Origin of the sequence: Halomonas sp. S3-1-1, assembly GCF_023757625.1 — a bacterium.
Lineage (GTDB): Bacteria > Pseudomonadota > Gammaproteobacteria > Pseudomonadales > Halomonadaceae > Vreelandella.
This window is the reverse complement of sequence record NZ_JALGBZ010000001.1, coordinates 730,970-743,724: the sequence shown is the minus strand read 5'-3', so window position 1 is coordinate 743,724 and position 12,755 is coordinate 730,970. Positions and strand designations below refer to the sequence as shown.

The window sequence follows — 12,755 nt, the reverse complement described above, 5'->3', positions numbered from 1 at the left end:
TTGTCGCGTTTGGGCACTACCCACCAGCGCCCGTTATCACGCCTTGACCCACCGTTTGATCACCACGTCGATAGTCAGGATCAGCCTCTCAAGCGCCTGCGCCCTCTCCCGCCCTTCACTGCTGGCCCGGTAAAGATGCGGGGTCATCGTTAGTAGATCGGCAATCTCCTCGGCGCTTTCCAGCGTAAAGCGGTCGCTAATGCGACGGGTGCTCGCGAGCTCGAATCCGGCGGGCGTCGGGGCATCATCTGCGCGCGGCGCCTTAAGGCGGGGATAGATAACTTCGCGCAGCTCGCGCAGATGCTCGGGTCCGGCCTCAACCTGTAGCCAGACGCCGCCAGGCTTCAGCACGCGCTGGAATTCGCTCGCCACGGGAAAACCGAACATGCACAGCAGCCGGTCAAGGGTTTGGCTCTGCACCGGCAGGCTGGCGTTGCTACCGACCGCCCAACGAATGTCCAACGCCGGCGACGGCGGGCGGCTTTGCCGGGCGGCAGCGAGCACCGCCCACTTCGAAATATCCAGCCCCATCAGCGAAAGCGCTACATCAGACGCCTGTGCCAGGCGGCGCAGGTAGTACCCTTCCCCGCAGCCGGCGTCCAGACACGCCAATGGCTCGTTTTCTGATGTCCCCTCAAGCGCAGCGGCGCTGACCGCATCGGCGATGACCTGATAGTGGCCAGCCCCCAGAAAGCGCTGGCGCGCGGCCACCATGGCCTTGCTGTCGCCGGGGTCGACGGAGCGCTTTTGCTGCACCGGCAAAAGGTTCACGTGGCCCTGTTTGGCGATATCGAAACTGTGTCCCGCCGCGCAGCGCCAGGCGCCGCTGGCAAGAGAGAGCGGCTGACCGTCGAGCGGGCACGCAAGCGATTGAAACGGAGTCGTCGACATAAAAGCGGGTCTTCATCGAATGGAGAGTGAGCCCGGCACGGCGCCGAGTTCGAAAACGCGGCCCTGTCGCCTACCGGCTTTACCAACCAGGCTAAAAAGCAAAAGGCGTAGCGTACCAAAAAGCCGGCCAAAAAGCGGCGCCGCCATGAACGGCGCTCACATCATATCGAGTACTAAAAGCGCGCCATCGATCGAAAAGCTTGCACCCGAGGCGCGCTTACAAGAAAGTCTAGGCACTTTAAAACGACGAGGCTGACTCTTCATGCGGCACGTGTTAAGCGTCCAGGGCGTTTGGCCCTACCTGATCGCGATCTTTCTCAACGCCTTCATCGATCTGGGCCACAAGGTCGTGATTCAGAACACGCTGTTCAAAAGCGTCGAGGGCAGCGCCCAGATCGTGCTAACGGCGCTTTTGAATGCGCTGATTCTGCTGCCGTTCATCGTACTTTTCATGCCGGCAGGTTTCGCCGCCAGCGCCTTCGCCCGCGTGCGGGTGCTGCGCGCGTTTGGCTGGCTGGCGCTTGGCGTTTCGCTTGCGATCACCGCGGCTTACTACGCCGGGCTTTTCTGGCTGGCGCTTACGCTGACGCTATTGCTGGCGGTTCAGTCGACGTTCTACTCGGCGGCGAAGTACGCGCTGATCAAGGGCCTGTTCGGCAAGCAGCGCCTGGCCGAGGCCAACGGCCTGGTGCAGGCCATCACCATCGCGGCGATTCTGGGCGCCACCTTCGTGTTCACCGCGCTGTTCGAACAGATAGTCGGCTCGAACGTCGCAACGCCGAGCCAAATACTAACCGCCGCCGCCCCGCTTGGCTGGCTGCTGGTAGCGGGCAGTTTACTGCAGGTGGTGGCGCTTTACCGTTTGGCGCCGGATCAACCGGCGCAGCCGGCGGCGCAGCGCCAGTACAAACGCGCCCTGAGCGCTCGCTCGACGCGCCAAAGCCTTCACCGCGTAGCGCGCCAGCCGGTGCTGCGTCTTTGCATCATCGGGCTTGCCACGTTCTGGTCCGTCGGCCAGGTGCTGCTGGCCACCTTTCCCGCCTACGCCAAGGGAGCGCTGGGCGTCGAGAGCACGTCGGCGCTGCAGGGCATTCTCGCCGCCAGCGGTGTGGGCATCGCGCTGGGCTCGATGCTTGCCAGCCGCTTTTCGAAAAACCGTCTCGAAACCGGCCTGATTCCGATCGGCGCGCTCGGCATGGCGCTGGGGCTTACGTGCTTGCCGTTCATCACCTCCCCTTTGGTCCAGGCGATTAACTTTGTTTTTCTGGGCACCATGGGCGGGCTCTTCATCGTGGTGCTCAACGCGCTGATTCAGTTTCACGTCGAGGAGCGCGAGCTTGGCAGCGTGCTCGCGGCGAGCAACGCGTTCCAGCATCTGACCATGCTCGGCTTTTTGATCGTCACCGCGCTGATGGCGTTGGCCGGGCTCGATAGCCGCTACCTGCTGGCCCTGATCGCCGCCGTGGCGCTGCTGGGCGGCGCCTATACCTTGGTGAAACTCCCCCAGAGTTTGGTGCGCTTCGTGCTGAGTTTTCTGCTCACCCGCCACTACCGGGTCTCGGTTCACGGCCTGGAAAATCTGCCCTCTCAGGGCGGGGTGCTTCTGCTGGGCAATCACATCAGCTGGATCGACTGGGCGATGGTGCAGATCGCCTGCCCCCGGCCGGTGCGCTTTGTGATGCTCAAAAGCGTGTATGAGCGCTGGTACCTGCGCGGCTTTTTGAAAGCGCTGGGCTGCATTCCGATCGAGCGTGGCGAAAACGCTGAGAAGGCGCTGGAGGCGGTGGCGGCGCAGCTCAACGCCGGCGAGGTGGTATGCCTGTTTCCCGAAGGCGCGATCAGCCGCACCGGGCAGCTCGGCGCGTTTCGCCGCGGCTACCAGCGCGCCTGTGAAAAGGCCAATCCGGACGTGGTCATCGTGCCGTTTTATCTGCGCGGGCTGTGGGGCAGCCAGTTCTCGCGCTCCTCCGAGCGGCTCAAGACTTTGCGCAAGGCGCCGCTTCACCGCTCGATCGTGGTCGCCTTTGGCGAGGCGCTGGCCAAAAACACCCCGGCGGACGTGCTCAAGCGACGCATTTTCGATCAGGCGACTCGCTCCTGGCATTACGCTCTGGAGGATCTCGATACACTGGGCGACGCTTGGATCAAAAGCGTAAAACGCCGCCCGAAAGAGCCGGCGATGATCGATACCGCTCGCCGCTCGCTCAGCGCCCGCCAGGCACTGGGCAAAAGCTTCATGCTCGCCCGCTGGCTTGCCCCACTCAGCCCCCAGGCGCCGCTGGGACTGCTGCTGCCCTTGAGTATCGAAGGCGTGCTGACCACGATGGCCGCGCTTACGGCGAACAAGACGCCGGTGCACCTCGATGCCGAGGCCGATGACGTTTTCAAGGCGGTACTCGCTCGCGCCAATATCACCACGATCGTCACCTCGCGGGCGTTCATCGCGCACCTTGACAGCCGCGGGGTGGACGTCACCGCCCGCCTTGCCGGCCGGCAGGTAGTCTATCTCGAGGACCTGACGCCCGGGCGAGGCGAGCGGATCAAAACCGCGCTGGCGATCAGATGTCTGCCGGCCGCGGTGCTGATTGGGCTTTATAGCCGAGCGCGGCGGCCCAGCGCCACGGCAGCCATCGTGTTTACCGGCGACACGCCCGAGCGCCTCAAGGGCGTCAAGCTCAGCCACCGTAACCTGATGGCCAACGTCAAGCAGCTCTCCGATGCGCTCAACACCGAGCAGGGCGACGCCATCATGACGACTCTGGCGCCGTTCAACGCCTACGGGCTGACCGCCACCCAGCTTTTACCGCTGATCGAAGGGCTACCGTTGGTGTGCCACGAAGAGCCCGACGACAGCGTCGGCGTTGCCCGGGCCCTCGCTCGCTACCAGGTCAGCGTACTGTGCACGGACGCGGCGTTTTTGAAGCGGCTGGCGCAAAGCGACGACGTGCATCCGCTCATGCTCGATAGCCTTCGCGTAGTCGTGGCGGGCGGCGAGCCGGTGGATGATGAGCTCAGGGACGCCTTCGAGCGCAAGTTCCGCAAACTGATTTTCGAAGGCTATGGCGTTACCGAAGCCGCCCCGGTCGCCACGGTCAACCTGCCGGACGCGCTCGACGTGAACTACCTGCAGGTGCAGCGCGGCGCGCGGGTGGGAAGCGTGGGCATGCCGCTGCCAGGCACCAGCATCAAGATCGTCGACGTTAATAGCTTTCAAGAAAAGCCTACCGACACCGTCGGCCGAATATTGATCAGCGGCCCCCAAGTTATGCAGGGCTACCTAAACGACGAGGCGCGCACGGCCAAAGCGCTCAAGGAGATCGATGGCGACACCTGGCTTGTCACCGACGACGACGGCTACCTGGATGCAGACGGCTTTTTGACGTTGACGAATATCGCCTCACTTGATCGTTAAATAAATTTTATTTTACGGTTGGCTCGGGAGCCCGCACATGGCTCTCGAACCCTTTCTTTCCTCTTACATTGCTGGCCGCAAACCATGTTCCTCAGCGAGCCATTACACGTTTATTATTTTTTGCTGCTGTTATCACCCACAGTTTTTCCTATGGCCGATTAATTCTTTATAAATAGACTGTTACTTCACGCTTTGGGCTATATACACTTCCAATGGTGTGAAACTTCTATTGACTAAACTATATGTATATTTTATTTATACTTCATGTATACACAAATAAACCATGAAATAGCAATCGAGGTAAAGCGATGAGTAAACCAAGTTTGAGCATTTGGCTGACAGAACCTTCAACGGCGGCGGTAGAAATTGCACAGTTGGCCGGGTACGACACTATCGTGCTGGACGTCGAGCACGGTTTGTTCGATTTGGCGGCGCTGGATTGGCTCATTCCTTCTATCCGCGCCCGCGGCATGCGCGTGATCGTCAAAGTGTTGGGCCCCGAGCGCGGGCCGATTCAACAGGCACTCGATTTCGGAGCTAACGGCGTGGCCATACCGCATATCGAGTCCGCCGAGCACGCCCAACAGATCTGCGGCTATGCGAAATTCCCTCCGCTGGGTGACAGAAGCTTTGCTGGCGGTCGGGTTTCCGGCTATCGCGGCTTTTCCGATGATTGGCTGGCCACCCAGGATCGTGAGTACCAGTGCTTCCCCATGATCGAGGATGGCAGCGCCTTTGACAGCGTTGAAGAGATCCTTGCCCTCGAGTGTGTCGACGGTATTTTCATTGGCCCATCCGATCTGAGCATGCGTCGGGGCCGCGGCGCCTATAGCGTGAGCGAAGGCGACCTGAACGATATTCGCCATTTGGCGAGAGCCGCCTGCAAAGCCAACAAGCCTTGGATACTCCCGGCCTGGAGCGAAGCCGAGCGCCAAGTAGCCATTGAGGAAAAAGCCGCGACCATCGTGCTGACCATGCAATATGGTGCGCTGTTGAGTGGCTTTAGCCAGGCACTGACCGATTTTAAAAAGATGGAAGAGGAAACCCGCTAATGTCACTGATTTCTGCCGTCATTCAATACGCGCCGACCGAAGACAAGGCCGAAAACCTCGCGACGATCGAGAAGCTACTTCGCCAAGCGAAGAGTCAACGCGTTCGGCTTGCTATCCTGCCCGAATACGCCATCTACACCGTTCCCAAAATGGATGATCGTTTCGTCGATAACGCCGAGTCGCTGGACGGGCCGAGCCTCACACAGCTCATCAAACTGTCTCAAGAGCTAGGAATCGCGGTGGTGGCCGGTATCAACGAAACGGCAGGTGATGGGCGTATCCACAATACTCTTGTGGCAATGGATCAGGGCGAGATCCAGGCCGTGTACCGCAAAGTGCACCTTTACGATGCCTTTGGATATCGTGAATCGGACCGGGTCAACGCCGCAGCACCCAATAATGGCTCGCTGTTTGAAATAGACGGCTACACCGTGGGTATGCACACTTGCTACGACCTTCGCTTCCCGGAAACCACTCGGTCACTGGTCGACCAGGGCGCCAACGTGGTGGCACTACCCGCCGAGTGGATTCCTGGGCCGCTCAAGGAGTACCACTGGAACACTCTCATTCGTGCGCGCGCTATCGAGAATACGATCTATGTGTTGGCGGCGGATCAGTGTGCGCCGACAGGCTCGGGTCACAGCGCCATTATCGACCCGATGGGTATTGCGTTGAGTGCACTAGGCGAGGCGGAAGGCGTCGGGGTGGCCGAGCTGACTGCCGAGCGGCTGAGTAACGTAAGAGCCGTTAACCCCGCCCTCGAACTACGCCGTTTCAAAGTCTCGGCAATGGAGTAAACCCATGGCCTTTCAGACTACAACTACAAAAGCGGTTTTAACCACACTCTCGGTTCTTATGGCCGGCGCACTCGCCGGCTGCACTCAGAAGAGTGCCGACTACGTGCTTCATTACAGCACCTACTCCAGCGCCAATTCCGATCAGTCGAAAACTGTGCAGCGCTGGGCCGAGGAGATAGAGCGCCTGACCGATGGCAAGGTACAGGTCGAATTTCACTATAGCCAAAGCCTCATTGGCGCCGATTCGGCACTTCAAGCGACTCTCGACGGACGTACCGATCTGGCCCAGGTAGGTTCGATGTACGCCGCCTCGGACCTGCCGATGTACACCGTCACCGAGTTGCCATTCGAAACCCAGAACCCCAAAGCGCAAATGACGGCCATAGAGCGCCTTTACAACGAGAACACCACCTTTAGAGAGGATTTCGACCGTCAGGGGGCCAAGCTGCTTTTTCCCCTGCCGCTTGGCGCCGTCGTGCTCGGCCTGAACGAGCCCGCCGATAGCCCGGCGGACTTGCGCGGACGCTCTATCAGGTCGGGAGGCCTCACGTCGGAAGTTCTGTTAACCGCTAACGTAAACCCGGTAGCCATGACCGCCAACGATATCTACGAGTCGATGGAACGGGGCATCATCGACGGGTACTCCGCCATTGCCGCAGCCAACCTGCCGGCCTTCAGTCTGTCCGAGGCGACGCCCTACTTGGTCAACCCAGGAATCGGCACTTTCGCAAGCTCCATCGTGATCATGAACGTCGAGCTCTTCGAGTCGATGCCGCAGGCGTATCAAGAGGCGATCGAACAGGCGTCCGCGCAGAGCATCGATGTCGGCCTCAAGGAGATGGACGCCGCCGGCGAAGTCGCGTGCAACGACCTTCTAGCGTCCAACGCCGTACTCTCTGAGTTTGCCGATGCGGATATCGAGCGCTGGAGCGAGCAGGTCGACATAGCGTCGAACTGGATCGACCGTTACGCGCGCAGGAGCTACGACGCCCAGTCCGTGCTCGAAGACTATCGGCGTATCATCGATGAGGAAGAGCGCGAGACCTCTTATGCGGATCCCCTGTTAAGCTGCCTGGAGAGAGCGAGATGAAAACCTCCCACGTTACTCGCAAAATAGCGTCATCGCTGAGTATGGCGGCCGGCCTGCTCCTGCTTGGTGTGATTCTACTAACGGTCGCCGATGTGGTCTCACGAAACGTACTGAGCGCTTCTATTTTAGGCACCGTGGAAATCTCGACCCTGCTGCTAGTCACCATTGCCTTTTTAGGCTTGGCCTCTGCGGAAATCGATGGCCGGCACGTGGCCGTTAACCTCATAGAAGAGAAGCTCCCTTTTGGCTCACGAAAAGTGCTCTGCGCGGTTCGAATAATTCTGCTGCTTGGTCTTTTCGTGATCGTTGCCTGGGGGCTTTTTAACGTTCTTTTATCCTCGATCGATCGTCAAGAAACGACTAACGGCATTTTAAGGCTGCCCACTTGGCCAGCCAAACTGGTTGTATTTGGGTCTTTTTCGTTCTATTTCGTCGTGGCCCTACTATCGAGCATTGAAGAACTCAAAAGTAAGCAGCGGGAACAATAAGGCGTAACTTTTTAAGCACGCGCCAAGAATTTATCGACACTCGCTCAACCGCACTGATCAACCACACGGGTAAAAAGTCCTGCGTGAAAAAACTCCCGGTGAGCAAACTATAATATAGATTCTACAGGATAACGAACATGTCTCCAGACAGTATAATGGCGCTCGTGCTTGTACTCGTGACGTTTCTTTGCCTGCTCGCGATACGCTTTCATGTCGGCTTGTCGCTGATGCTATCGGGGCTTATTGGTGTCATGGTGCTAAGAACCACGGATGCCGCCATTTCCGCCGTCACTAACGCGCCCTACACCACTTCGTTCAACTACTCCCTGGTCATCATTCCGCTTTTTATTTTGATGGGCGTTTTAGCGGTACGCGCAGGATTGGCACAAGCCGGCTTCGATATCGCCTCGCGCCTACTCGCCAAATTCCCCGGCGGTGCCGCTCTCTCCTCGCTGGCGGGCTCCGGCCTATTTGCCGCGGTCACCGGATCGAGCGTGGCGACAGTTGCCACCTTGGCGCGGGTCTCTACCGACGCCATTACCCAGGCCGGACATCATATCCGCTTGGCTGCCGGGGTAGTATGCGCAGGCGGCACGCTGGGGGTGCTGATTCCGCCCTCAATCGTGTTAGTGCTTTACGGCATCATCACCGAAGAGTCTATCGGCCAACTGCTTCTCGCCGGTATTGGCCCGGGCCTTTTGACCATTGCTGCTTACGCATCAACTATCGTGGTGCTGGTACTGTTTTTTGAACGCCGCTCGGATCATACTCACGCTGCCTCGAACACGCCCTCTACGAAGGCCAACGCGGCCACCCCAAAATCGGCACTCGATATCATGGGTGGAGCATATCTATTCATCATCTTTATGGTCTCGATCGGTACCATTTACCTAGGTATAGCCACCCCGACAGAGGCTGCGTCTTTCGGTGCCTTGGCGGCGCTAATCATCTTTGCCATTCGCGTCAAATTTGCCAATCTCTTTAGCGCCATCAAAGAGCCATTGAGCGAGACCATCGGCCTAACGGCCATGACGTTTTTGCTACTGACCGGTGCTGGCGTATTTACTTATTTCCTTGCGCTGTCTGGCGCATCCACCTCGCTGGTCAATTGGGTGGTATCCGCCGATCTCCCCCCCTACGGCGTCCTCATCATCTGCTTACTTTTACTACTGCCTTTGGGCATGTTTTTGGATGGCATTTCGATGATTCTCATTGCGGGCCCCATTTTGCACCCCATACTGACCAGCTATGGTTTCGACGGTATCTGGCTGGGGGTGATCATCGTTAAAGTCGCCGAGATGGCGCTCGTCACGCCGCCCGTGGGGATGAATGTCTTTGTTTACTCGGGTACGGTCAAGGAAATTCCCATCAGCGATGCGTTCAAAGGGGTTTTCCCCTTCATCATCGCCGACTTCGTCGTTGTGGCTCTGTTGATTCTTGTACCCGGAATCGTCACTCTTCTACCCAGCCTTTCCGGCGCCTCCTGAAACAGAAAAGCTCCCGGCACTCTTGATAAAGAAGCCGGGGTTTTCCGGTGACCTCCTGTCGTGAATTTAAAACTTACAACTCTTTGGAAAGGAGCAAGCATAAATGACGTTATCAAACCCTGTTACAATGGAAAAAGCACGCCAATGTCATTCAATCGTTATCTTTCAGGTTTTTAAATGGACAGAAAAAAAGCCAAACGAAATCCCCCCTCTATAAAAGAGAAGGTTTACTTTCACATCCGCAACAAGATTATTAAAAGCGATATATTAGGTGGAGAGTTCATAGAAGAAGAAGAAGTCACCGATGAGTTAGGTGTCTCAAGAACCCCCGTGCGTGAAGCATTCTCGCGCTTGGAGGCCGAACGCTTTATCGACTTGATACCGCGCAAGGGCGCACGCGTACGCCAAATTACCGGCCAGGAAATTATCGATATCTATGAGACGCGGCGACTAATCGAGATTCACGCTGCAATGAGGATATGCAAGGAAAAGATCGATGTTCCGCCCGCTATGTACACCTACCATGAAGCGATGATAGTAGACACTCACGATATCGATTTTTACGAACATATCATTAACGACAGCGGGTTTCATGGCGCCATGGTGGATGCCATCGGTAATCCTGTTATATCAGATGTGTATAAATCGATACAAGAAAGGAAAATGCGTGTTGCCTATACAGCGCTGTCGATACGTCCCGACCGGCTAAGCGTTGTAACCGAACAGCACCAAAAGATTATCGCCGCCCTCGCCAATCACGATACAGATGAAGTAGCCTCTTTGCTGGAAAAACACCTCCTTCCTGTCGAAGGCGTCATCTCCCGCTTACCCAAATAGCTTTTATCCTCCTCTCTACTGTGCTGCGTTGACGGACCCAATAATTTTATTCATCCGTAACGCTGACTTTTCTACATGGATTACGAAACCGCGATGATCTAAATTACGCCCATCCTGGGGGTGCAGCCCCCATCCTCAACCTACAAGGAGAGTTCGCATGACCAATCCCGCCATTAGCGTTTTCGAAACTCGTCGCAGCCAGTACGCGATTGGCAAGGACATTTCGCTGAGTCAGGACGAGGCGTCCAAACTGATTCAACAGGCGGTGAAGCTTGCCCCCACGTCGTTCAATTCGCAAAGCTCACGCGCCGTCATTCTGTTTAACGAGCAACATGACCGGTTCTGGGAAATCGTGATGGACACGCTTCGTGAAATGGTACCGCCAGAGTCCTTCGATGCCACTGAAAAGAAAGTGAACGGCTTCGCCGCGGGCGCCGGCACGGTGCTGTTTTTCGAAGAGCAGGACGTGGTCAGAAACCTGCAGGAGAAGTTTCCGCTCTACGCCGATAACTTCCCGGTATGGTCCGATCAGGCCAGCGGCATTGCGCAGTTCGCGGTGTGGACCGCGCTGGCCCAGGCCAACATCGGCGCGAGCCTGCAGCACTACAACCCGATCATCGACGAGGCGGTCGCCAAGGAGTGGAACCTGCCTGCCACCTGGAAGCTTCGCGCGCAGATGCCGTTTGGCTCCCACGAAGGCGAATTCGGCGAGAAAACCTTCATGGACGACAGCGAGCGTTTTCGCGTTTTCTCCTAAGCACTGACGCGACCTGAAGACCCAAAAAAGCCCCGCCGGCGTTCGCCGCGAGGCTTTTGCATGGCCGCCGGTCAGTCGTCGCTTTCCGGCTTGGGCTCGGACGTGGCCATGATGGTTTTCTGCATTTTGGCGCCCTCGCCCTTGGCGATGTCCTCGCGGCTAACCACCATGATGTCGCGCGGCCACCATTCGGGATGATGATCACGGATGAAGGTCAGCATCTTCTCTCTGAGTTCGACCTCGGTGTACCAGCCCAGAAGCGGCTCGGAGGTGACGAAGTAGCAGGTCAGGGTTTGCTGCGAGCCGTTTTGCGCCGTGACCGCGCACATCAAGCGGTGGTTCTCGACCACGTGCTCCTGCTGCTCGGCGTACTCCATGAACTTTTTGCGCAACGTATTGATGTTGGCGCTGATATGCAGCGTCAGTTCCACGTAGCGATAGAGCTTGGAGCTTTTAACCGACAGGTTCTCGAAGGGTTTGGAGACGAAGTAGGTCACCGGTACGATCAGGCGCCGCTCGTCCCAGACCCGCAGGCGAATGTAGGTGTAGAAGATCCCTTCGACGTAGCTCCACTGCCCCTCGAACATGACCAGATCGCCCACCCGGATGGGCTTGGCCAGGGAGAGCTGGAACGAGGAGAGAATGTTGCCCAGCACCGCCTGCCCCGCGATACCCACCAGCACCGCCAGCACGCTGGCGGAGGCCAGAATGGAAAGCCCGAGGGTCTCGAACAGCTGGATCTGGCTCAGCACGTAGAGCGACACGCCCACGACGGTGAATAAAATGATCGCTCGGCGCGTGGCGTAGAGCGAGGTGAGAAAGCGGCGTTCGTCGCGGGATTTGGTGTCGTCGATTTCGCCCACGAGCTTACGCGCCATGTTGAGCAAAATGGTATCGACCAGGCGCAGCGCGATGGAGCCCAGGCTCCAGGCGATCACCATGACCAGCAGCACCCGAAACGTGGTCGTGGCCATGGCGGAAAACGACACCACGTAGTCCAGCATCGTGCGGGTGATGAACGCCATCACCAGCAGTGAAACGGGCAGCTTGATGCGCGTCACAAAGATGCTGATACCGCCCGCGGGCAGCACGTGCGCCAACCACACGACGACCTTGTTGACGACCCAGCCAAGCGCGGCGATCAGCAGCAGAAACAGCGGAATGGCGATCCACTCCCAGACCATGAGCGGGCCCAGCGACACCTTGAAGCGCTCGGGGAGCTGCTCTTCGACCCAGGAGGGGCCGAAAGCGTCGTAGAGGATCGAAATGGAGGCCACGCTTTCGGGCATAATCAGCCAGACGGGCTCCTCATCCTCGACGTGGTAGCGCCCCAGCCGGATGTCATAGGTTTCGCCACCGGCTTCAAGCGCCGAGATCTCGATATCCCGGCGCGGCTTACCGGCCATCGGGTTTTCTCCGGGGGAGCTTTCGATCACTGCATCCTGCCGGGCAGGCAGGCTGGAAGTAGAGAGCCAGTCGCCGCGCTTGAGCACCTCTGAGAGTTGCATGGCAAGCTCGGCGCCGCGCTCGCGCTGCTCGCCCAGCTCGATATCGGAGAGGTTGAGAATGTGCGCCGCGGCGGCGTAGTTCTCATCACGAGTCAAATGGAGAAAGCTTCGGATCGTGTCTCGCGGCGTCACGCGGGAGACGTCTTCGGGAAGCTCGCCAAGCCCCGGGTTGATCTCATCGACCGAGAACCAGAGCCCGTCGTCGTTGCCGGACGTTTGCGCCAGGGCGTAGCTTGCGCCGATACACAGCAGGGCGAGCAGACAAAGCATCTGCAAGGGCCATAACATACTTCGTTTCATTCGGATTTCCATTGATAATACGGCCAGGCGAGAGTACGACAACCAGGGTACGACAACTAACGGCGGCACTTTACAGTCACGACCGGTCGCGCCGGCCTCGTATCGACCAGGGCCCGGTCGAAAGGGCGCAAAGCTT

The 12,755-nt window shown here is 58.2% G+C and carries 10 protein-coding genes; 8 read left to right on the top strand and 2 right to left on the bottom strand.

The window, feature by feature from the left end:
- Positions 1 to 36: 36 nt before the first annotated feature.
- On the bottom strand, positions 37 to 891 hold the full coding sequence (locus MQW23_RS03570; RefSeq protein ID WP_252106440.1) for a putative RNA methyltransferase: 855 nt from the start codon (positions 889 to 891) through the stop codon (positions 37 to 39).
- A 262-nt stretch (positions 892 to 1,153) separates the two neighbouring features.
- Between MQW23_RS03570 and MQW23_RS03565 the strand changes: the two genes are divergently transcribed.
- The 8 genes from MQW23_RS03565 to MQW23_RS03530 all read left to right on the top strand — a co-directional run bounded on the left by MQW23_RS03565 (position 1,154) and on the right by MQW23_RS03530 (position 10,811).
- Complete coding sequence (locus MQW23_RS03565; RefSeq protein WP_252106439.1) at positions 1,154 to 4,303, top strand: MFS transporter; 3,150 nt, start codon at positions 1,154 to 1,156, stop codon at positions 4,301 to 4,303.
- Positions 4,304 to 4,611: 308 nt separating this feature from the next.
- On the top strand, positions 4,612 to 5,355 hold the full coding sequence (locus tag MQW23_RS03560) for an HpcH/HpaI aldolase family protein (protein WP_252106438.1): 744 nt from the start codon (positions 4,612 to 4,614) through the stop codon (positions 5,353 to 5,355).
- A complete protein-coding gene (locus MQW23_RS03555) occupies positions 5,355 to 6,152 on the top strand; it encodes a carbon-nitrogen hydrolase family protein (RefSeq protein ID WP_252106437.1) in 798 nt (265 codons plus the stop codon). Before MQW23_RS03560 ends, MQW23_RS03555 begins: the two co-directional genes overlap by 1 nt.
- 4 nt (positions 6,153 to 6,156) lie before the next feature.
- Complete coding sequence (locus MQW23_RS03550) at positions 6,157 to 7,242, top strand: C4-dicarboxylate TRAP transporter substrate-binding protein (RefSeq protein ID WP_252106436.1); 1,086 nt, start codon at positions 6,157 to 6,159, stop codon at positions 7,240 to 7,242.
- A complete protein-coding gene (locus MQW23_RS03545) occupies positions 7,239 to 7,730 on the top strand; it encodes a TRAP transporter small permease (RefSeq protein ID WP_252106435.1) in 492 nt (163 codons plus the stop codon). Before MQW23_RS03550 ends, MQW23_RS03545 begins: the two co-directional genes overlap by 4 nt.
- Before the next feature lie 137 nt (positions 7,731 to 7,867).
- Positions 7,868 to 9,217, top strand: a complete 1,350-nt coding sequence (locus MQW23_RS03540; protein WP_252106434.1) for a TRAP transporter large permease — start codon at positions 7,868 to 7,870, stop codon at positions 9,215 to 9,217.
- A gap of 177 nt (positions 9,218 to 9,394) precedes the next feature.
- The gene (locus MQW23_RS03535; RefSeq protein ID WP_252106433.1) at positions 9,395 to 10,054 is read left to right on the top strand and encodes a GntR family transcriptional regulator; all 660 of its coding nucleotides are present in this window, start codon (positions 9,395 to 9,397) and stop codon (positions 10,052 to 10,054) included.
- Positions 10,055 to 10,211: 157 nt separating this feature from the next.
- Positions 10,212 to 10,811: a nitroreductase family protein gene (locus tag MQW23_RS03530; RefSeq protein ID WP_252106432.1), complete on the top strand. Its 600-nt coding sequence runs from the start codon at positions 10,212 to 10,214 to the stop codon at positions 10,809 to 10,811.
- Positions 10,812 to 10,882: 71 nt separating this feature from the next.
- Here the strand turns inward: MQW23_RS03530 and MQW23_RS03525 are convergent, their stop codons facing one another.
- Positions 10,883 to 12,619: a mechanosensitive ion channel family protein gene (locus MQW23_RS03525; RefSeq protein WP_252106431.1), complete on the bottom strand. Its 1,737-nt coding sequence runs from the start codon at positions 12,617 to 12,619 to the stop codon at positions 10,883 to 10,885.
- Positions 12,620 to 12,755 lie beyond the last annotated feature (136 nt).